The sequence below is a fragment of the Rhodococcus sp. GB-02 genome (genome assembly GCF_053470465.1).
On record NZ_JBPUKE010000001.1, the window covers coordinates 2701088 to 2721612 of the forward strand.

General features: G+C 64.6%; 19 protein-coding genes. 15 read left to right on the forward strand and 4 right to left on the reverse strand.

Annotation, left to right across the window (positions count from 1 at the left end):
* Positions 1-20: 20 nt before the first annotated feature.
* Positions 21-830 (reverse strand): class I SAM-dependent methyltransferase, encoded by an 810-nt coding sequence (locus tag ACSW29_RS12810; RefSeq protein ID WP_448277374.1) that lies wholly within the window; start codon positions 828-830, stop codon positions 21-23.
* A gap of 271 nt (positions 831-1101) precedes the next feature.
* On the opposite strand from ACSW29_RS12810, the gene ACSW29_RS12815 reads away from it, so the two are divergent.
* The 9 genes from ACSW29_RS12815 (at position 1102) to ACSW29_RS12855 (ending at position 10878) form a co-directional block, all read left to right on the forward strand.
* On the forward strand, positions 1102-1902 hold the full coding sequence (locus tag ACSW29_RS12815; RefSeq protein WP_019747906.1) for an electron transfer flavoprotein subunit beta/FixA family protein: 801 nt from the start codon (positions 1102-1104) through the stop codon (positions 1900-1902).
* Positions 1903-1950: 48 nt separating this feature from the next.
* Positions 1951-2907: an electron transfer flavoprotein subunit alpha/FixB family protein gene (locus ACSW29_RS12820; RefSeq protein ID WP_003944698.1), complete on the forward strand. Its 957-nt coding sequence runs from the start codon at positions 1951-1953 to the stop codon at positions 2905-2907.
* A 135-nt stretch (positions 2908-3042) separates the two neighbouring features.
* Positions 3043-3879 (forward strand): GNAT family N-acetyltransferase, encoded by an 837-nt coding sequence (locus ACSW29_RS12825; RefSeq protein WP_317827907.1) that lies wholly within the window; start codon positions 3043-3045, stop codon positions 3877-3879.
* Positions 3879-4778: a lysophospholipid acyltransferase family protein gene (locus ACSW29_RS12830; RefSeq protein WP_317827906.1), complete on the forward strand. Its 900-nt coding sequence runs from the start codon at positions 3879-3881 to the stop codon at positions 4776-4778. The genes ACSW29_RS12825 and ACSW29_RS12830 overlap by 1 nt, the downstream gene beginning before the upstream one ends.
* Positions 4779-4830: 52 nt before the next feature.
* Complete coding sequence (locus ACSW29_RS12835; RefSeq protein WP_347872148.1) at positions 4831-6060, forward strand: cysteine desulfurase family protein; 1230 nt, start codon at positions 4831-4833, stop codon at positions 6058-6060.
* Positions 6060-7172 carry a tRNA 2-thiouridine(34) synthase MnmA gene (gene mnmA / locus ACSW29_RS12840; protein ID WP_317827904.1) on the forward strand — a complete coding sequence of 371 codons (1113 nt, stop codon included), beginning with the start codon at positions 6060-6062 and terminating at the stop codon, positions 7170-7172. The genes ACSW29_RS12835 and mnmA overlap by 1 nt, the downstream gene beginning before the upstream one ends.
* A complete protein-coding gene (locus ACSW29_RS12845) occupies positions 7169-8191 on the forward strand; it encodes a methionine synthase (RefSeq protein ID WP_448277375.1) in 1023 nt (340 codons plus the stop codon). Before mnmA ends, ACSW29_RS12845 begins: the two co-directional genes overlap by 4 nt.
* Positions 8192-8260: 69 nt before the next feature.
* Positions 8261-10342: an NAD-dependent DNA ligase LigA gene (gene ligA / locus ACSW29_RS12850; RefSeq protein ID WP_448277441.1), complete on the forward strand. Its 2082-nt coding sequence runs from the start codon at positions 8261-8263 to the stop codon at positions 10340-10342.
* Between the two features lie 47 nt (positions 10343-10389).
* Positions 10390-10878, forward strand: coding sequence for a GNAT family N-acetyltransferase (locus tag ACSW29_RS12855; RefSeq protein ID WP_230812805.1), 489 nt, complete (start codon positions 10390-10392; stop codon positions 10876-10878).
* A gap of 13 nt (positions 10879-10891) precedes the next feature.
* On the opposite strand, the gene ACSW29_RS12860 is transcribed toward ACSW29_RS12855, so the two are convergent.
* Positions 10892-11542 (reverse strand): amino acid-binding protein, encoded by a 651-nt coding sequence (locus ACSW29_RS12860; protein ID WP_230812806.1) that lies wholly within the window; start codon positions 11540-11542, stop codon positions 10892-10894.
* A 253-nt stretch (positions 11543-11795) separates the two neighbouring features.
* Here ACSW29_RS12860 and gatC point away from each other — a divergent pair, with 253 nt between their 5' ends.
* Together gatC and gatA are read left to right on the forward strand one after the other, a co-directional pair.
* Positions 11796-12095: an Asp-tRNA(Asn)/Glu-tRNA(Gln) amidotransferase subunit GatC gene (gene gatC / locus ACSW29_RS12865; protein WP_003944747.1), complete on the forward strand. Its 300-nt coding sequence runs from the start codon at positions 11796-11798 to the stop codon at positions 12093-12095.
* On the forward strand, positions 12092-13570 hold the full coding sequence (gene gatA / locus ACSW29_RS12870; RefSeq protein WP_030535403.1) for an Asp-tRNA(Asn)/Glu-tRNA(Gln) amidotransferase subunit GatA: 1479 nt from the start codon (positions 12092-12094) through the stop codon (positions 13568-13570). Before gatC ends, gatA begins: the two co-directional genes overlap by 4 nt.
* 57 nt (positions 13571-13627) lie before the next feature.
* Here gatA and ACSW29_RS12875 read toward each other — a convergent pair whose 3' ends face one another.
* Positions 13628-15022: an alpha/beta-hydrolase family protein gene (locus tag ACSW29_RS12875; RefSeq protein ID WP_448277376.1), complete on the reverse strand. Its 1395-nt coding sequence runs from the start codon at positions 15020-15022 to the stop codon at positions 13628-13630.
* Positions 15019-15693, reverse strand: coding sequence for a hypothetical protein (locus tag ACSW29_RS12880; RefSeq protein WP_448277377.1), 675 nt, complete (start codon positions 15691-15693; stop codon positions 15019-15021). Before ACSW29_RS12880 ends, ACSW29_RS12875 begins: the two co-directional genes overlap by 4 nt.
* Positions 15694-15857: 164 nt before the next feature.
* Between ACSW29_RS12880 and ACSW29_RS12885 the strand changes: the two genes are divergently transcribed.
* The 4 genes from ACSW29_RS12885 to gatB all read left to right on the forward strand — a co-directional run bounded on the left by ACSW29_RS12885 (position 15858) and on the right by gatB (position 20488).
* Positions 15858-17132 (forward strand): sensor histidine kinase, encoded by a 1275-nt coding sequence (locus tag ACSW29_RS12885; RefSeq protein ID WP_347872152.1) that lies wholly within the window; start codon positions 15858-15860, stop codon positions 17130-17132.
* 9 nt (positions 17133-17141) lie between these two features.
* Entirely contained in the window at positions 17142-17804 is a 663-nt protein-coding gene (locus tag ACSW29_RS12890) for a response regulator transcription factor (protein WP_317827898.1), read from the forward strand.
* A 115-nt stretch (positions 17805-17919) separates the two neighbouring features.
* Entirely contained in the window at positions 17920-18951 is a 1032-nt protein-coding gene (locus ACSW29_RS12895; RefSeq protein WP_230812812.1) for an ATP-dependent 6-phosphofructokinase, read from the forward strand.
* A 25-nt stretch (positions 18952-18976) separates the two neighbouring features.
* The gene (gene gatB / locus ACSW29_RS12900) at positions 18977-20488 is read left to right on the forward strand and encodes an Asp-tRNA(Asn)/Glu-tRNA(Gln) amidotransferase subunit GatB (RefSeq protein ID WP_230812813.1); all 1512 of its coding nucleotides are present in this window, start codon (positions 18977-18979) and stop codon (positions 20486-20488) included.
* Positions 20489-20525 lie beyond the last annotated feature (37 nt).

The following is a 20525-nucleotide window of genomic DNA, read 5'->3' on the forward strand; positions in this document are numbered from 1 at the left end:
GGTGACGGGTGTTGCGTTACTCACTCGCCGGTTTCCTTCATGGCAGCGTCCTTGACAGCGGTGTCTTTCACGGCGATTGCGACGAGATCGAGGCTGTCGTCGATGTCGGGTTCGCTGATGCTGAAGTCGTCGACGGTGATGCCCTCGACGTCGCGGGTGAGATCTTCGGGCCAGGGCTCACCGGCCAGCGCGCGGTCGATCTGCGCATTGATGAACGATCCGCCGTGCTTGGCGTCGAGTTCCTTCAGGCGCGAACCGTGGTGCACACCGGTCATCAACTGAACGCGGAATCCGGCGTCTTCGAGCAATTCGGTCATTTCGGCGGCGTTGAGCTCACGAGTGTGGAAAGGGTTGAGTGGCGTGTCGCGGCCGGGGGAGAAGGTGATCCGGTTGGGGGTGCTGATCAGAAGTTCACCGCCGGGAGCGAGAACTCGGAAGCACTCGCGCAGGAACTGACCCTGATCCCACAGATGCTCGATCACCTGGAAATTGACGACGACGTCAACGGAGTTGTCGGCCAGTGGAAGCTCGGCGAGGTTGCCGTGAAGCATCTCGACGCGGGGGTAGCGGGCACGGACGTGTTCGACCGCGGAGATGTCGTAGTCGAGGCCGGTCACCTTCGTTGCGACGTCGGCAATCATGTTGGCGCCGTAGCCTTCTCCGGATCCGGCTTCGAGGACTCGGCGGTCCGTGCAGCGCTCCAGAAGTGTGCGGTACACCACTTCGTGGCGTCGGAACCAGTAGTTCTCCTCGGGGATTCCTGGCACCGTTCGTTCGCCCGTCAGGGGCAGGGGTGCGTCCTCGTGGTTGCTGACACTCGTTTCACTCACCCGTGCGAGATTAGTGCCATCCGAGTAGAACGTGTTCGCCGTGGTCCAGATCACTGCTGTCAATTCCTGTTCGTGCCGTTATGGTGGACGAGGTTCCACGTTAAGTTACCCACCGGTAACTTAACGTGGGGTAATCTAACGCACAGCCGACGTGAACCGAGAAATCCGCCCGTAGGGAGACCTGTCGGACTCTCTTTTCGGACGCTCGGACTGCGCGAGCACCACAGACGATTTATCAGGTGAATTACACACAGGAGGTCGACGAAGACCCATGACGAATATCGTTGTTTTGATCAAGCAGGTCCCCGACACATGGTCCGAGCGCAAGCTGACCGACGGCGACTACACGCTTGACCGTGAAGCCGCCGACGCAGTCCTCGACGAGATCAACGAGCGCTCCGTCGAAGAAGCACTCCTCATCAAGGAAGCTCAGGGCGGTGAGGTAACGGTGCTGTCTGCAGGTCCCGACCGCGCCACCGACGCTATCCGCAAGGCTCTCTCGATGGGCGCCGACAAGGCTGTCCACATCAACGACCCGGCACTGCACGGCTCCGACGCGATCCAGACCGCATGGACCCTCGCTGCTGCTCTCGGACAGATCACCTTCGAGAACGACGAGCCTGCCGACCTGATCATCGCCGGTAACGAGGCCACCGACGGTCGCGTCGGCGCTGTCCCGGCCATCATCGCCGAGTACCTGGGCATCCCGCAGCTCACGCAGCTGCGCAAGGTCGTCGTCGCCGACGGCAAGATCACCGGTGAGCGCGAGACCGACGAGGGCGTCTTCGGCCTCGAGGCTTCGCTGCCCGCGATCGTCTCGGTCACCGAGAAGATCAACGAGCCGCGCTTCCCGTCCTTCAAGGGCATCATGGCCGCGAAGAAGAAGGAAGTTCTCGTCTACACGCTGGCCGACCTCGGAGTCGATCCGGAGACCGTCGGTGTTGCCAACGCCGGCACCACCGTGACGTCCTCCACCCCGAAGCCCCCCCGTACCGCTGGTGAGCGCATCGCCGACGAGGGAGACGGTGGCACCAAGATTGCCGCCTACCTCGTCAGCAACAAGGTCATCTGATCGCGCCCTTCTAGACATCCAGCAGAAGAACTCAGGGAGAGTTAAGTCATGGCAGAAGTACTTGTGCTCGTAGAGCACGCAGAGGGTGCGCTGAAGAAGGTCAGCACCGAACTCATCACCGCTGCACGCGCACTCGGTGAGCCGTCGGCAGTTGTCGCCGGCCCCGCGGGCACCGCAGCAAAGCTCGCCGACGCGCTGGCAGCAGCCGGCGCCGAAAAGATCTACGTCGCCGAGTCCGACGACATCGACGGCTACCTCGTCACCCCCAAGGTCGACGTTCTCGCCGCTCTGGTCGAGTCCACCAGCCCGGCAGCAGTCATCACCGCAGCCGGCACTGAGGGCAAAGAGGTTGCCGGTCGTCTGGCCGCACGTCTGGGCTCCGGACTGCTGACCGACGTCATCGAGATCAAGGCTGACGGCACCGGCGTCCACTCCATCTTCGGTGGCGCGTTCACCGTCGAGGCCAAAGCCAACGGCGACGTTCCCGTCTACTCGGTTCGTCCGGGTGCCGTCGAGGCTGCTCCGCAGGCCGGCGCAGGCGAGCAGATCACCGTCGAGGTTCCGGCTCAGGACGAGAGTGCCGTCAAGGTCACCTCGCGTGAGCCCATCGTCGGCGGCGACCGCCCCGAGCTCACCGAGGCGTCGGTTGTCGTCTCCGGTGGACGTGGCGTCGGCAGCGCTGACAAGTTCTCCGTCGTCGAAGAGCTGGCCGATTCCCTCGGTGCTGCAGTCGGTGCTTCGCGTGCCGCTGTGGACTCGGGTTACTACCCCGGACAGTTCCAGGTCGGTCAGACCGGTAAGACGGTCTCCCCGCAGCTGTACATCGCGCTCGGCATTTCCGGTGCCATCCAGCACCGCGCCGGCATGCAGACGTCCAAGACCATCGTCGCGGTCAACAAGGACGAAGAGGCACCCATCTTCGAGATCGCCGACTTCGGCATCGTGGGCGACCTGTTCAACGTCGCACCGCAGCTCACCGAAGCTGTGAAGTCCCACAAGGGCTGAAACGCACAATCTGCTGTGCGCCTTTATCAACCCCCCGCGGTTGATAAAGGCGCACAGTGCTTTATTCACCCGGCCTGCATCGGTATGTCACTTCGTCGATACCGGGATGCCGTTCGCGCTCGATAAACCTTGCGCATGACAATTACGTCAGTCCTTCGCTCCGCGAGTGACAATCTCGGCCGTGAGGTCGCCCAGCCGAGATATTCCCTGATCGTCTCCTCCGACCGCGAGCATCGTGTCGCTGCGCAGCGCCTTCGATACCGAGTGTTCGCCTCCGAGCCAGGCTTCTCCCTCCCGGCAACGGCTGGGGTGTTCGAACTCGACGCCGACGCCTTCGACGAATTCTGTGATCATCTTCTCGTTCGTGACAACATCACCGAGGAGTACGTCGGCTGCTACCGAATGCTGCCTCCGGATTCCGCTGCGATGGCCGGTGGGTATTACACCGCAACGGAATTCGACATCTCCGCGCTCGACCCGGTGGCGAACAGGATCGTGGAGATGGGGCGCGCGTGTGTCGATCCCGCTCACCGCACCGGATCCGTCCTGAGCCTGATGTGGTCGGGTATCTTGCACTATCTCGAACTGACCGGATACGAGTGGGTGATGGGTTGCGTCTCCGTGCCCATCCTGCCGCGCCCCGATGCCATTGCCGGCGCAGATGTCCGCGGCGTGCGTGACTTCGTTATGAAGAAGCACGCCAGCCCGGTTTCGCGACGGGTGATCCCACGAAACCCGGTGGTCCTCGGCGGTCTGACGCTCGACGAGATCGGCGTACCGGAACGCCTCACGATGCCGCCGTTGCTCCGTGGCTACCTACGGATGGGCGCGACGATCTGCGGGGAGCCTGCCTACGATCCCGAGTTCGGTGTGGCCGATTTTGTTGCGCTGCAAGGCCTTCACTCCGCAAACAAGCGTTATCTCGAACGGCTGCGATCGGCGGCCGCCGCACACGAGTCGGGGATGGGCTGATGACCGCGGCGGTGCCGTACTGGGTACCCACGAGCCCCTGCGGCGACGGGTGTCTACCTGCGGACGCACCCGCTGTGTCGAGTATCACCGTGATTGCCCGCGGGGTCATGGTTGGTGCCGCCCTGGTGACTGCGCCGGTGCTGTCGGCAGGCTGGCTACTCCCGCGCACTTGGCGCACGGAGATGCAACGCGGATACTCGCGGGCGTTGCTGCGCTGTCTGGGGATGAAGCTCACGGTCGACGATCAACGGTTGGGGCGCGCCGAACCGGCAGGCGTGATGGTTGTCGCCGGTCACGTGTCGTGGACCGACGTCCTCGTCGCGAGTGCCGTTGCGCCGGCCAACTTCGTCGCCCGCGCGGACCTGCTCGACTGGGCAGTACTCGGCGGCCTCGCACGGCGGATGCGCGTAGTGCCCATCGACCGCGCCCGACTGCGGGATCTCCCCGGAACCGTCGACGTCGTTCGCGAACGCTTGCAGCGCGGTGTCCGCGTGATGGTGTTTCCCGAGGGAACGACCTGGTGTGGCCGGGCGTACGGCGGTTTTCGCCCGGCGATGTTCCAAGCTGCCGTCGACGCCGAATGCCCAGTTCAGCCGATGGCGATCCGATACGAGAACGCCGACGGTTCCCTGTGCACCGGACCGTGCTTTGTCGGCACCGAAACGATCGGTCAGTCCATCCGTCGGATCCTGCGTCAGAAGAACGTCGAGGTGAAGGTCAGGCTGGCTCCGCTCGAAGAGGCAGGGGAGTGCCGAGCCGATCTCGCCCAGCGATGCGAGAGAGCCGTACGCGGCGTCGACATCATCGATCTGGCAGCTCACGACATCTTCGACCCCGCACCGGAACTCGTGACACAAGCCGTGGGACAAATCGATCCCTCCCGAGTGATGAGCGCTTAGCCTGCTGAGCGAGGCCGGGAGAGCTCTCGTGCTGGGCTATCCTTGTCAAGCCATGACTCTGCCTGCACACAGTGCCCACGCCGGATCTCCGGTGTACCTCGATCATGCCGCCACGACTCCGATGTCGGCAGCCGCTATCGAGGCGATGACCGATGCCTTCAAAACCGTGGGCAACGCGTCCTCGCTGCACGGCTCCGGTCGTGCGGCCCGGCGCCGCGTCGAGGAATCGCGCGAATCGATCGCCGCCAGCCTGGGCGCGCGGCCGTCGGAGGTCATTTTCACCTCCGGGGGAACAGAGAGCGACAACCTCGCGGTCAAGGGCATCTACTGGGCTCGCCGTGACGCCGATCCACGACGCACTCGCATTCTGGCCAGCTCCGTCGAGCATCATGCGGTGCTCGACGCCGTCGAGTGGCTCGAGCAGCACGAGGGCGCGCGTGTGACGTGGTTGCCGGTCGACGAGAACGGTGTGGTCGATCCGCAGACGTTGCGCGACGAACTGTCCGTCCACGCCGACGAAGTAGCACTGGTGACGGTGATGTGGGCCAACAACGAGGTCGGCTCGATCATGCCGATCGTGGAGTTGGCGGAGGTCTCGGCCGAGTTCGAGATTCCGATGCACAGCGACGCGGTCCAGGCCGTTGCCCAATTGCCCGTCGACTTCGCAGCGAGCAAGTTGTCCGCGCTGAGCATCGCGGCGCATAAGTTCGGTGGTCCGCACGGCGTCGGTGCCCTCTTGCTCGGACGCCAGGTTCCCTGTGTGCCGCTCCTTCACGGCGGTGGGCACGAACGTGATCTGCGTTCGGGCACTCCGGATACCGCGGGAGTTGTCGGCATGGCTGCGGCGTTGCGCGCAAACGTCGAGAACTTCGATTCCAGCACAAGGGAATTGGCGCAGCTGCGTGACCGTTTGATCGAGGGAGTCCTGGAGGTCCTTCCCGAGTCGGTGCTCAACGGCCCGACCGGATCCGATCGGCTTCCCGGTAACGCGCACTTCACCTTCCCCGGCTGCGAAGGCGATTCGTTGCTGATGCTCCTCGACGCAGCCGGTATCGAATGTTCCACCGGTTCGGCCTGCACCGCCGGTGTGGCCAGGGCCAGCCACGTGTTGATCGCGATGGGCGTCGAATCGCCCGTAGCGCGTGGCTCACTGAGATTTTCGCTCGGACATACGTCGAGTGTCACCGATGTGGATGCGCTGCTCGCAGCGCTTCCACAAGTAGTAGAGCGCGCTCGGGCCGCCGGTCTTGCCGGTGCCGGTTCGCGTGGAGGGGATCGCTGATGCGAGTACTCGCAGCCATGAGCGGAGGTGTCGACTCCGCTGTCGCCGCCGCCCGCGCTGTTGCCGCCGGACATGACGTCGTCGGCGTTCACCTTGCGCTGTCCACGGCGCCGGGCGCATTGCGGACAGGTTCGCGGGGTTGCTGCTCGAAAGAAGATGCCGGCGACGCCAGGCGCGCCGCCGACGTCCTCGGAATACCTTTCTACGTCTGGGATTTCGCCGATCGCTTCAAGGAAGACGTGATCGACGACTTCGTGGCGTCCTACGCGGCAGGTGAGACCCCCAACCCCTGCCTGCGCTGCAACGAGAAGATCAAGTTCACCGCACTCGCCGATCGTGCGATCGCTCTCGGCTTCGACGCCGTGGCGACGGGTCACTACGCACGCCTCGAAGACGGTGTGCTGCGCCGGGCGGTCGACGCGGACAAGGACCAGTCGTACGTCCTTGGTGTGCTGACGGCAGAGCAGCTTTCACGCGCGATGTTCCCGATCGGTGACACCCCGAAGGAACAGATCCGCGAGGAAGCCGCCGAGCGCGGCCTCGCTGTGGCGAACAAGCCTGACAGTCACGACATCTGCTTCATCCCGACCGGCGACACACGAGCATTCCTGGGTGCGCGCATCGGCGTTCGTCCCGGAAGCGTTGTCGACGCCGATTCGGGTGAAGTCCTCGCTGCGCACGACGGCGTCCACGGCTTCACGATCGGGCAGCGTAAGGGTCTCGGCGTCGAAGGTCCGGCGGGTGACGGCCGTCCGCGGTACGTGACCGCGATCGAGCCCGAAACCGGAACGGTCCGAGTGGGTTCGGCCAAGAATCTCGACGTCTGGGCCATCGCGGCGCAGCGTGCGATCTGGACTTCGGGCCAGGCGCCGGAGGGCCCGGTCGAATGCATGGTGCAGGTTCGTGCGCACGGCGGGCTGGCGGAGGCCGTCGCGGAGGCCGTCGATGACGGTACTTCAAGCGGCGGTATATCGATCTCGTTGCGCGAACCACTGACCGGCGTCGCAAGGGGACAAGCTGTCGTGTTGTATCGCCCCGACAGCGAACTGGGCGACCAGGTCCTCGGCAGTGGCACCATCTCGGGCACCGAATCCGAGCCGAACACACTGTGACGCAGCAGGTTTCCATCGGTGGCCTCGTCACCGGAATCGGATCCTGGCCGGGCGCGGACGCCCGCGAAAGTGCCGCAACCATCCTCGGCGAGCTTGGCGGTTTCCCACATCTGGTGGAGCTGCCGGGCCGCGGTCTCGGCGCAGACATGGTCGGCCGGGCAGGCGCCATTTTGGTCGACATCAACCTCGACGCCTCGACGCGTGCCTATCGCGTCGTGCCTCGGCGGGGCAACGTGGCGAAGCGGGCCGAGGACTTCCTGAATCAGGATCTCGACGCACTCGAGGAAGCCTGGGAGTCGGCCCGCTTGGTCGGCGGAGATCACGTGATCAAGCTCCAAGCTGCCGGCCCGCTGACGCTCGGCGCCGAGATCGAGGTCGCGAACGGCTCGCGAGTTCTCGTCGACCGCGGGGCGCTCCGCGACATCGCAGAATCACTCGGTGAGGGCCTCGCGCGTCATGCGGCCGAGGTCACTCGCCGCACGGGCGCCACAGTGGTGATCCAGTTGGACGAGCCTCAGATCGCGGCCGTACTGGCCGGTTCGCTGCCAGGGCGCACCAAGATGGAGAGCGTTCCGGCACTGCCCGAACCTGAGGCGCTCGCCGTTCTCGACTCGACGATCAGCGGTAGCGGGCTGCCCACGATCGTCCACAGCTGCGGCGCCGACATGCCGTGGGATCTGCTGAGGCGAAGCCACGCGTTCGGCGTTAGCTTCGACATGTCCCTCATCGGCTCACGCGATCTCGACGGCATCGGCCAATTGTTCGACGCCGGCAAGGAACTGGCGCTCGGTCTGGTTCCGTCCGTGGAGCCGGAAAAGCCGGTGACGTGGAAAGAGTGCGCGATGCCTGCCGTCACGCTGATCGATCGTCTCGGATTCTCGCGTGAACTCCTGCAGACCCAGGTCGCGGTGACCCCACGCTGCGGTCTTGCGGGTGCGAGCCTGGAGTGGGCTCGTGCCGCTCTTCGACTGAGCACAGACGCCGGCAAGGCATTGGTGGACGATCCCTCGGCGTTCTGATGCGTGGAGTCATGTGGTGTGTCGGTGTGAACCGATAATCTTCTAGCTGTGACTGAAACCGCGGATGCAATGCAGCCAGCGCCCAACGAGGCGCGCGAGCAGTGGACGGAGCTGGCCGAAGAGGTACGCCAGCATCAGTTCCGCTACTACGTTCGTGATGCGCCCGTCATTTCGGACGGTGCATTCGACATATTGCTCGGGCAGCTCAATGCTCTCGAAGAGCAGTATCCGGATCTGCGGACTCCCGACTCCCCGACGCAACTGGTCGGCGGCGGATTCGCGACGGACTTCACATCCGTCGATCACCTCGAGCGGATGCTCAGCCTCGACAACGTCTTCGACGAGTCCGAACTCCGGGGATGGATCGCCAAGGTAGAGCAGGAAACCGGGCCCGAACTGCACTTTCTGTGCGAAGTGAAGATCGACGGTGTCGCTCTCAACCTTGTCTACGAGAACGGCAAACTCGTGCGCGCCGCTACCCGCGGCGACGGTCGCACCGGCGAGCTGGTCACACTCAACGCCCTGACGATCAACGACATACCGGAGCGGCTCACCGCCACGGACGAGTACCCGATTCCGAGCCTGCTCGAGGTGCGCGGTGAGGTGTTCTTCCGCCTCGAGGACTTCGCTGCACTCAATGCCTCGCTGGTGGAGGAGGGCAAAGCGCCGTTCGCCAATCCACGCAACTCCGCGGCGGGCTCCCTGCGCCAGAAGAATCCGGCCGTCACAGCGCGTCGTCGCCTCGGCATGATCTGCCACGGATTCGGGCGCATGGAAGGTTTCGATCCGGCTTCGCAGTACGACGCATACGTGGCCCTCGCCGCCTGGGGTCTGCCGGTGTCCACGCACACTTCGCGGGTGGTCGGCGCCGACGCCGTGGTCGAGAAGATGAAGTACTGGGGAGAACATCGCCACGACGTCGAGCATGAGATCGACGGCCTGGTGGTCAAGGTCGACGAGATGTCGTTGCATCGACGTCTGGGCACCACGTCTCGCGCACCGCGGTGGGCGATCGCGTACAAGTACCCGCCGGAAGAGGTCACGACCAAGCTCCTCGACATCCGGGTCAGTGTCGGCCGCACGGGACGTGTGACGCCGTTCGCGTACATGGAACCCGTCACGGTGGCGGGTTCCACTGTGTCCTTGGCCACGCTGCACAACGGATCCGAGGTCAAGCGCAAGGGTGTGCTGATCGGCGACACCGTGGTGTTGCGTAAGGCCGGAGACGTTATCCCAGAGGTCCTCGGGCCCGTGGCAGACGTGCGCGACGGTACCGAGCGCGAGTTCGTCATGCCGACGCACTGCCCCGAGTGCGGCACGTTGTTGGCACCCGCAAAAGAGGGCGACGTCGACGTGCGATGCCCCAATCAGCAGTACTGCCCGGCGCAGTTGCGCGAGCGCGTGTTCCACGTTGCCGGTCGCGGGGCATTCGACATCGAGGTGCTCGGATACGAGGCCGCGACCGGTCTGCTGGAAGCGAAGGTCATCGGCGACGAGGGCGATCTCTTTTCCCTCGACGCCGAGAAACTGATCGATGTTCCTATCTTCCGCACCAATGCGGGAGCACTGTCCGCCAACGGAAAACGCTTGCTGGCCAATCTGGATTCGGCCAAGGACAAGCCGCTGTGGAGAGTGCTTGTGGCACTGTCGATTCGGCACGTCGGCCCTACTGCCGCCAGGGCGTTGGCCGGCGAATTCGGTTCGTTGCAACGCATTCGGGAAGCGTCGGTCGATGAGTTGGCTGCAGTGGACGGCGTCGGATCCACGATCGCGGCGGCGGTCGTGGAGTGGTTCTCGGTCGACTGGCACGAGCAGATCGTCGACAAGTGGGCGTCGGCCGGAGTGCGCATGGAGGACGAACGAGACGATTCGATTCCGCGCAATCTCGAGGGCCTCTCGATCGTTGTCACCGGTTCGCTCGAGACGTACTCGCGCGATCAGGCAAAGGAAGCGATTCTGGTGCGCGGGGGCAAGGCGGCAGGTTCGGTCTCGAAGAAGACCGCCTTTGTCGTCGTTGGTGAAGCGCCCGGTTCCAAGCACGACAAGGCCGTCGAATTGGGTGTGCCGGTGCTCGACGAGGACGGCTTCCGCCGGTTGCTCGAAGATGGCCCGGATGCAGTCGCTCCCACCGAATTGGACGCAGCAGAGTGACTTTGTCCGATTTCTGAGATTGGCGTGTGGGGTGCCATAGTGACGCCATGATCGAGATTCGTGAAGTTCTGCCGGCAGAGTTCGAGACCGTCGGTGAGCTGACTGTGCAGTCGTACGTGGGTGGCGGATTTGTCGCCGACGGATCCCCGTACGCGGAGCGCCTGCGCGACACCGCAACTCGGGTGGAGCAGGGGCGGGTGCTGGTGGCCGTTCTCGGCGATCAGGTCGTGGGTTCGTTGACGATTGCCGAGCCCGGTACGCCCTTCGCCGACGTTGCGCAGAAGGGTGAACTCGAGTTCCGCATGCTTGCGGTATCGCCACAGGCTCGGGGATCGGGCGCCGGAACCGCATTGGTTCGCGCCGTGATCGCCGACGCTTACGATCGCGGCGATCACTCGGTGGTCATTTCGACGCAGCCCGAGATGGTTGATGCGCGTCGTATCTACGACCGCAACGGTTTTGTCCCGGATCCCGAGCGCGCGTGGGAGCCCATTCGCGGCATGGAACTGACCGTCATGGTTCGCGGTCTGGCCTGATTACCCAGGCTGGTCAACCCAGTACCGTCGCGACGATTCCTGCGAGGTAGCCGAGGCGGGCTATCTCAGAGGGGCGGAATTCGGGTCCACCGGGGCGGCCGAGCATGAGGACTCGATTGCCGGAACCGAGAGGTGCGGCAGCGAGGCTGGTGTTCATGTCGCGCCATACGTCCGGAACCCAATCCGCCTCGCCGTCGAGTGCAGTGGGCTTGTCCAGCGGCATCCATGGAATGTCGGTGGCGTGGGTTTCCGGCGCACCGGCGCTCCCGACGACGCGGTACGCCCCGCGCTTGCCGATGTCCGCGACGACGCACCATCCGACTCGCAGTACACGCGGCGCGCCGTCGACGAGGACCTGTAGTCGATCGTTTCTGGCGGTGGCGACGGAGTCGATCAGCTCGAGTTCACGGTGAGTGTCGAGAATCCCGGCGTAGGGGCGGATCGAATCGACCAGCACGTCGGGCAGATGCTCGGCAGCGGTGATCAAAGTGTCGGGCAGTGCGCCGGGTTCGACGTCGACCACGAGGTCGTCTATGGCAAAACCGTCGCCTCGCTCCACGACGTCGAGCGAGAGGATGTCTGCGCCCACGGATCCGAGAGCTACGGCGAGCGCGCCGAGGCTGCCGGGTCGGTCGGGCAGTTGGACGCGAAGCAGGTACGACACGTGCGTGCCTTTCGCTCATCGGTTCTTGCCCGGATCACGTCGACCCGGGCCACACCCATCTTTGCACTTGCTCAGCACGCGTTGGTGGGCGCCGCGGCGGGGTCACATCGGGTGCACATGCTTGTCACACGAGCGAAACACGAGGTGGATTCGACGTGGCGGTGGACACAGTAGGCGTGCTTACAGGTCTGTGTCGGCGAGGAACTAGGCTGGACCGGCAATGTTCACGTCCTCTTCCGAAAGGGGCCCCGCGGTGCCTGCCATCTCCCGTGACGAGGTCGCGCACCTCGCGCGGCTGTCCAGACTCGCCCTGTCCGATGCCGAACTCGACGAGTTCGCCGGTCAGTTGGATTCGATTCTCAACCACGTCAAGGTGGTCACCGAGGTTGCGGCCGACGACGTCCCGCCCATGGCGAACCCCAATGCCGTCACCAACGTGACCCGCCCTGACGTGATCGTGCCCGGGTTGACCCCCGAGCAGGCATTGTCCGGAGCACCCGCAGTCGAACAGGATCGCTTTGCGGTTCCGCAGATCCTTGGAGAGGGCGAATGACCGATCTGACCACGCTGGACGCCGCTGAGCTGGCCGGCAAGATCCACTCGCGTGAGGTGTCCTCCGTAGAGGTCACGCAGGCGCATCTCGACCGCATCGCGGCCGTCGACACCGAGTATCACGCCTTCCTGCACGTTGCAGGCGAACAGGCTCTCGAAGCCGCCGCAGCAGTGGACAACTCGCTCGCAGGCGGAAACGAACCCGCTTCGGCACTCGCCGGCGTTCCGATCGCGTTGAAGGACATCTTCACCACGACGGACATGCCGACCACCTGTGCGTCGAAGATTCTCGAAGGCTGGGTCGCGCCGTACGACGCGACTCTGACGTCGAAGCTGCGCGCTGCCGGCATCCCGATCCTCGGCAAGACGAACCTCGACGAGTTCGCGATGGGCTCTTCGACCGAGAACTCGGCCTTCGGCCCGACGCGTAACCCGTGGGACGTCACCCGCATCCCCGGTGGTTCGGGCGGCGGTAGCGCAGCGGCGCTCGCGTCCCGTCAGGCCCCGCTGGCCATCGGCACCGACACCGGCGGTTCGATCCGTCAGCCCGCTGCGGTCACCGCGACGGTCGGAACCAAGCCGACGTACGGAACTGTCTCACGCTTCGGACTCGTCGCGTGCGCCTCCTCGCTCGATCAGGGCGGTCCCTGTGGTCGAACCGTGCTCGACACCGCTCTGCTGCACGAGGTCATCGCCGGGCACGATCCGCGTGACTCCACGTCCATCGACGCCCCCGTGCGTCCGGTCGTCGCCGCAGCACGCGAAGGTGCAAACGGCGACCTGCGCGGCGTCAAGGTCGGTGTGGTCAAGGAACTTCACTCCGACAGCTATCAGCCCGGCGTCATCGCGTCCTTCGACGCGGCCGTCGAGCAGCTCAAGGCACTCGGTGCCGAGGTCGTCGAGGTCTCGTGCCCGAGCTTCGAGCACGCACTCGCGTCGTACTACCTGGTGCTGCCCAGTGAGGTCTCGTCCAACCTGGCTCGCTTCGACGCCATGCGCTACGGACTGCGTGTCGACGACGGCAACATGAGTGCCGACCAGGTCATGGCCGCAACTCGCGCCGCCGGTTTCGGTCCGGAGGTCAAGCGCCGCATCATGATCGGTACCTACGCACTGTCCTCGGGCTACTACGACGCCTACTACGGTTCGGCGCTCAAGGTTCGTACGCTCATCGCGCGCGATTTCGACAAGGCCTACGAGAAGGTGGACGTACTGGTCTCGCCGACCAGCCCGTTCACCCCGTGGAAGTTGGGCGAGAAGGTCGGCGATCCGCTGGCCATGTACCTCTCGGACCTGTGCACGTTGCCGACCAACCTGGCCGGACACTGCGCGATGTCGGTGCCCTCGGGTCTGTCCGCAGACGACAACCTGCCGGTGGGCTTGCAGATCATGGCGCCCGCCATGGCTGACGAGCGCCTCTACCGCGTCGGTGCCGCCTACGAAGCTGCACGCGGCCCGATTGCAACTGCAGTCTGACTTGTTTGCTGTGCGCCTTAATCAACCCTCCGCGGTTGATAAAGGCGCACAGCAGTTTCAGGAGCAGGTCCCCAAAGCCGTCCCCTGATCGGTTCCGTAGCGATGACCGTGGCCGGCGGGAACACCGAGCGAACCGAGCATGTCTGCGGTCGTCTGCAAGAACGTGACGCCTGGAATCCACTGCGGGATCGGGGCATCCTGGACGGCGCGGCTCAGGTCCGGCTTCTGTGTGGCGAGGGCGGGGGACCACCACACCACCGGGTCGGACGTGTTCGCGAGGACGGTTGCGCCCTCCGTCCGCGTCGCGCCCGCCGGGGGACCGGCCCACAACACGTCGCACGCGGTGGTGGGGCTTTTCTCCATTAACGCAGCACTGCCCCCGACGGCGCCCAGGCTCTGTCCGTAGAGGAACAAGTCCGGTCGCTCTTCGGTCGGCATCGAGGCGATGTGTGTACCGACCGCGGTGAACAGAGCGGTGGCCGAATCTTCGGCCTCGTCTCGGCTGAACAGGAATGTAGCCCAACTGGGTGCGTCGGAGTACTGCTGGCCGACTATCGCGACGTCGCCGCCGAACCGTTGCTCGATACCGTCGACTGCGTGCGTGTCGATCCACCCCGAGCCGGTCGGAACGGCTACCACGACGCTGTTGCGGGCAAAGCCGCCGACGCGATCGAGTTCACTCACGGCGAGAGCGGCACGCGATGCGGCGTTGGGTGCGGAATCCACACCGGCGTAGACGCGCACCGAGTCTTCACGCGGATCGGTGGCAACGAACTTACGTCCCTCCGCGCCCATCGACGTCCATGAGATGAGAGATTCGGGGCTGCCTGACACGGAGGCCGAAAGTGGCTGTGTCAGAGCAGTGTCGATGTACGCGTTGGAACTGTCGAACGAATCGGAAAGACCGTTCCACACGGCGGGACCAACTACCAACTGCACTCCGAGAACACCCATGACCAGTGCGCCGACGCTCCGCGCGAAACCCATCCACCGCAGCGCCTTCGAAATTCCGACCCCGATGCCCCAGAGACCAAGTGCGGTCAGTGCTGCAATGCAACCCGCCTCCGCCCAGTGGACAAGTCCGGCAGACGGTGCGCCCATCGCCGCTCGCAACGAGTTCTGCCAACTGGAGGCGGCGAAGACAGCGATCGCGGCGGCGGCCGTCGACAACCCCAACGCGCTGATGCGCCAATGATGTTCGTCGAATCGGGCCTTCACACGATCGGAGACGAGTCGACGCGCAACCGCGGAGAACGCCCACATCGCCAGTAGTCCGGCCGCGACGAGCAGACCGCTGAACACGCCCTGGAGCACGGCTGATCTCGGCAGCAGTCCGGGGGCAAGTGAGATGGCGGACATCGCTGCCACGGCGACGCTCGTCGACACTCGGGGGAGTGCGAGCGCCCCGACTCGGGCGAGGGCAGGGGTCCGTGACGCATTCAGAACGCTCATGCTGCAACCGCTTTCGGAGAGGAGGAGAACCCGTTCGACGGATCGAGACGCCGCGACCGCATTAGGGTGAAGCCGAGAGCGGAGACAGCGAAGACTCCGGCCGCGCCGTAACCGAAGCCTGATTCAGCGACCGGTGTCAGATAGCTTTGGCGCCAGGAATTTCCGTTCACCGCTGTGACGGCTACATCGGCCATCGCGAAGCAATACCCTCGTGAGAGAAAAGTCGTGCGGTCTTCACACGCGGCATGCATTCGCTCGTCGAGCTGACCGTCGAGGACCTGACGTGCCCACGGCCCCAGTTCAGTTCCGTGCGAATGCGCGTAGCGGAGCAGGTCGTAGCCGAGATCGTGCGCTTTGCAGGCCGAGTCGAATTCGTCGGGAAGTGGGACCGGCGACGAGCAGTCGCCGTGGGGATTGGCGAGGTATCCATCGACGACGGTGGGGGTGTAGCCCGCGAATGCCGCAAAGTCCGTCGGGATGGTGGTCACAGCGTCAGAGGCATCCGCGGTAGTCACAGTGACGATCGCCCTGGATGCGTTCGAGTTCTCGGTGCGCGGCGGCTCGGCGCCGCTCGATCCGGCAGTGACGATGATTGCCGCCGTTGCAGCCAGCGCCAGGGCAGCCCAGGTGCCGGCGCTTCGAGAGAGGTCTTTCACCCGTGTGATCCGCATGCCGTTCACGCTATGAACGGACAATCCTGGCGGTCATCGCTCTGTGGAGGGGTTCTCCGACGCGTATTCGGGTGAGAATTCCCTCCCCTCTGATACCTCGGAGGTAGGGGGATCTCACTCTGCAGTATGAGGACTTTCGGGGTTCGTCTTCATAGGCTTGACGGGTGATCAAGGTCCGAAGGAAGAACAGGGGCGCACCGGCTGTGCCCGCACCGACATTCGCCACCGCCGGGGTGATGCTGTCCGGCCTCGACGGGGCGGTAGTGCATTCGGAGAAAGTGCGCCGCGCAACCCGTTTCGTGGCCCACGGTCAGTTCTGGAACTTCGTCATAGTCGCGGTCACCTTGATCCTCTATTCGATTGCCTGGCCGACACTGCAACTGACGCATCATGTTTCGCCGCCGATCATGCCGTTCGTCGCCGCGTTGGCCGCATTTCCGTTTGTCCTGATCCGGATCAACGCTCCGTTGGGGTGGGCGGTGTCGGCGGTCTCGGCACTGATCATCCCGTTGGTGTTCGACAACACGCCCGGTTACGACTATCCGTGGCAGGTCGTCCACATCATCGTGCTGATGTCGTTGCTGGCCGCAGTGAGTCTGCGAGCGCCCATTCAGGTTGTCGGTGTCGCCTGGATCGCCACTGTGCTGCTCTTCCTCGGAAACGCTCCGGGAAGCGACGGAGCCGGTTGGGCTGTCGGACTCAGCGCCCTGGTGGTCTTCTGCCTGCTGATCCGCTGGTTGGTTCTCTCGCGCCGTCAGTTGGCCAAGCAGGAGGAAGTCAGTGAACTCGAGCGCACTCGGCGAACGATCCTCGAGGAGAAGGCGCGGATCGCCCGCGACTTGCACGACATCGTGGCCCACCACATGTCGATGGTGGTCGTGCAAGCGCAGAGCGCGCCGTACCGACTCGATGCAGTCACTCCGGAGATCCGGACCGAATTCGAATCGATAAGTGAGACTGGGCGAGCAGCGCTCAACGAGATCCGCGGCCTCCTCGGAGTCCTGCGCAGCGACGGGGACACCGTGGTGACGGCTCCGCAACCGGGTGTCGATCAGTTGGACGAACTGCTGCTCGGCAGTACACGTGCCGGATTGCCTGTGTCGTGGCGAGTCGACGGAGATCGAGCGTCGGTCTCGGAATCCACGGGCCTTGCGCTCTACCGGATCATTCAGGAGTCGATCACCAATGCGGCCAGGCATTCACCTGGCGGACCCATCGAGGTCGCCGTGGCGTTCGGCCCGCAATCGGTGAGCGCGCTCGTGAACAACGGACCTTCGCCCCTGGGTGGCAATCAGCACTCGGCGTCGGAAACCACTGGTGGCAACGGAATACGCGGAATGCGTGAGCGGGCTTCGGCCGTGGGCGGCATGTTGTTGGCAAACCGGCGCGACGACGGAGGGTTCGAGGTCCGGGCCGAGTTGCCGTCGATGCCCGCCTAGGCTGTCCGAGTGCCCATCACAGTATTCATCGCAGACGACCAGGCGATGGTTCGACAAGGGTTCGGAGCCCTACTCTCCGCCCAGCCCGACATCAGCGTGATCGGCGATGCGCCGGACGGCAAGATCGCCGTCGCCGAGGTCTCGCGATTGCGTCCGGATGTGGTGTTGATGGATGTTCGCATGCCCGAGATGAATGGACTCGACGCTGCCCGCCAGATTCTGTCCGCCGGGTGGGAACCGCCGGTGCGAGTCCTCATGCTCACCACTTTCGACATCGATGACTACGTCTACGAGGCACTGAGCGTCGGAGCGAGCGGTTTCATGCTCAAGGACGCACCGGCTGAGGAACTGATTCGGGCGGTACGCGTCGTCGCCGAAGGGCAGGCCTTGCTGGCGCCGACGGTGACGCGTCGCCTGATTGCCGATGTGACCAGCCGGCGGGCCGCACCGCGCGCACGGCCCGCAGCGCTCGACGCGCTGACCCCGCGTGAGCGCGAGGTCCTCGAACTGATCGCCCGCGGATTGTCTAACGTCGAGATCGCCGAGCGGCTGTTCGTCGCCGAGCAGACCGTCAAGACCCATGTCGGGAAGGTGCTGTCCAAGCTCGATCTGCGCGATCGCGCCCAGGCAGTCGTGTTGGCGTACGAAAGCGGGCTCGTCACGCCGGGTTAGTGGTCCCGTGCGGCTCGGCGTTGCGGCTCGGCAACGCCGCTATCCTGCGGCAATACGGTGACTGGGGGAAGATGGACACCAAGATCCACAATCCGGTCACGAGAGGTGCTGCACTATGCGAATCGGAATCCTCACGGGCGGCGGCGACTGCCCGGGCTTGAACGCGGTCATCCGCGCCGTCGTACGTACGTCGGCCGGACGTTACGGCAGTACCGTGGTCGGATTCCGGGACGGCTGGCGAGGACTTCTCGAGGACCGCAAGGTCCCTCTCGACGCGGACGATCGCATCAACCGCATCCTCACTCGCGGCGGCACAATCCTCGGCACCGCTCGCGTGAACCCCGACAAACTGCGCGCGGGCCTCGATCAGATCAAGCAGACCCTCGACGACAACGGGATCGACGTCCTGATCCCGATCGGCGGCGAAGGCACACTCACTGCGGCCAGTTGGCTTTCCGAGAGTGGAGTACCCGTGATCGGCGTGCCCAAGACGATCGACAACGACATCGACTGCACCGACGTGACTTTCGGCTTCGACACCGCCTTGGCCGTCGCCACCGACGCCATCGACAGACTCCACACCACGGCCGAATCACACCAGCGGGTCATGCTCGTCGAGGTCATGGGCCGGCACGCGGGCTGGATCGCGCTGCAAGCCGGACTGGCGTCGGGGGCACACCTGACGCTGGTCCCAGAACAACCGTTCGACGTCGACGAGGTGTGCGCGATGGTCAAGAAGCGCTTCCAGCGCGGCGACTCCCACTTCATCTGCGTCGTCGCCGAAGGCGCGATGCCCGATCCCACGTCGATGACTCTGCGCGAAGGTGGCATCGACGAGTTCGGACACAAGATCTTCACCGGCGTCGCGCAGCAGCTCGGCAACGAGATCGAGCGTCGGATCGGCAAGGAAGTTCGCACCACCGTCCTCGGACACATCCAGCGCGGCGGCACCCCGACGCCGCACGATCGCATCCTCGCCACTCGCTTCGGGGTTCATGCCACCGACGCAGCTCACCGCGGAGATTTCGGTCAGATGGTCGCGTTGCACGGAACGTCCATCGACCTCGTTCCGCTCGCCGAGGCGACCCGCAAACTCAAGACGGTGCCCAAGGAGCGTTACGAGGAGGCAGCCGCATTCTTCGGCTGAGCCGCAGACGCATAAACTGATCACCATGACTGCTGTCGATGCGCCCGACATCCTCGATTACGACGAAGTACTGACCAAGTACGAGCCTGTGATGGGTATGGAGGTGCACGTAGAACTCGGCACCGCGACCAAGATGTTCTGCCCGTGCCCCACCGAGTTCGGTGCCGAACCCAATACCCAGGTGTGCCCGGTCTGTCTGGGCATGCCCGGTTCGTTGCCGGTGGTGAACGCAGCCGCTGTCGAGTCCGCGATCCGGATCGGCCTTGCGCTCAACTGCTCCATCACGCCGTGGGGCCGATTCGCGCGCAAGAACTACTTCTACCCGGATCAGCCGAAGAACTACCAGATTTCCCAGTACGACGAGCCGATCGCAACCGAGGGATACCTCGACGTGATCCTCGATGACGGCACGACGTGGCGTGTCGACATCGAGCGCGCGCACATGGAAGAGGACACCGGAAAGTCCTTGCACGTGGGCGGCGCTACCGGCCGTATCCACGGAGCGAGCCACTCGCTTCTCGACTACAACCGTGCCGGTGTGCCGCTGGTCGAGATCGTCACCAAGACCATCCACGGTGCCGGTGAGCGCGCTCCCGAGGTTGCTCGCGCGTACGTGACGGCGCTCCGTGATCTGCTCAAATCACTCGACGTCTCCGACGTGCGGATGGATCAGGGATCGATGCGCTGCGACGCCAACATCTCGTTGATGCCGATCGGCGCCACGGAACTCGGAACGCGTACCGAAACCAAGAACGTCAACTCCCTCAAAAGCGTCGAGGTCGCAGTTCGCTACGAAATGCGCCGTCAGGCAGCAGTTCTCGACGCCGGCGGTGAGGTTATCCAGGAGACCCGCCACTTCCAGGAAGCCGACGGCACCACCGCCGCCGGACGTCGTAAGGAAACGGCCGAGGACTACCGCTACTTCCCGGAGCCGGATCTCGAGCCTGTCGCCCCGAGCGCCGAGTGGGTGGAAGAACTGCGCGGCACCTTGCCGGAGCTCCCCTGGATTCGCCGCGCGCGGATCCAGAAGGACTGGGGAATCTCCGATGAGGTCATGCGCGACCTCGTCAATGCCGGTGCCATCGATCTGGTGATCGCGACCACCGAGGCCGGTGCTTCGCCCGAGGCAGCGCGGTCGTGGTGGCTGTCCTACCTGTCACAGCAGGCCAACACCCGTGGCGTCGAACTCGGTGCTCTGCCGATCACCCCGGCGCAGGTTGCCCAGGTCGTCGCTCTCATCGACAGCGGCAAGCTCAACAACAAGGTCGCTCGCCAGGTCGTCGATCACGTCCTCGACGGCGAGGGTGACCCAGAGCAGGTTGTCGCGGCCCACCCGGAGTTGGTCGTCGAGCGTGACGAAACCAAGCTCAAGGCAGCCGTCGACGAGGCACTCGCAGCCAACCCCGACATCGCGGACAAGATCCGCAGTGGCAAGGTGCAGGCCGCCGGAAAGATCGTCGGCGACGTCATGAAGGCCACTCGCGGACAGGCAGACGCGGCTCGTGTGAAGGAGCTTGTCATCGAGGCGTGCAGCTAGTCCTCGGTAGCGAACACTGATGCCCGGCCGAATCGAA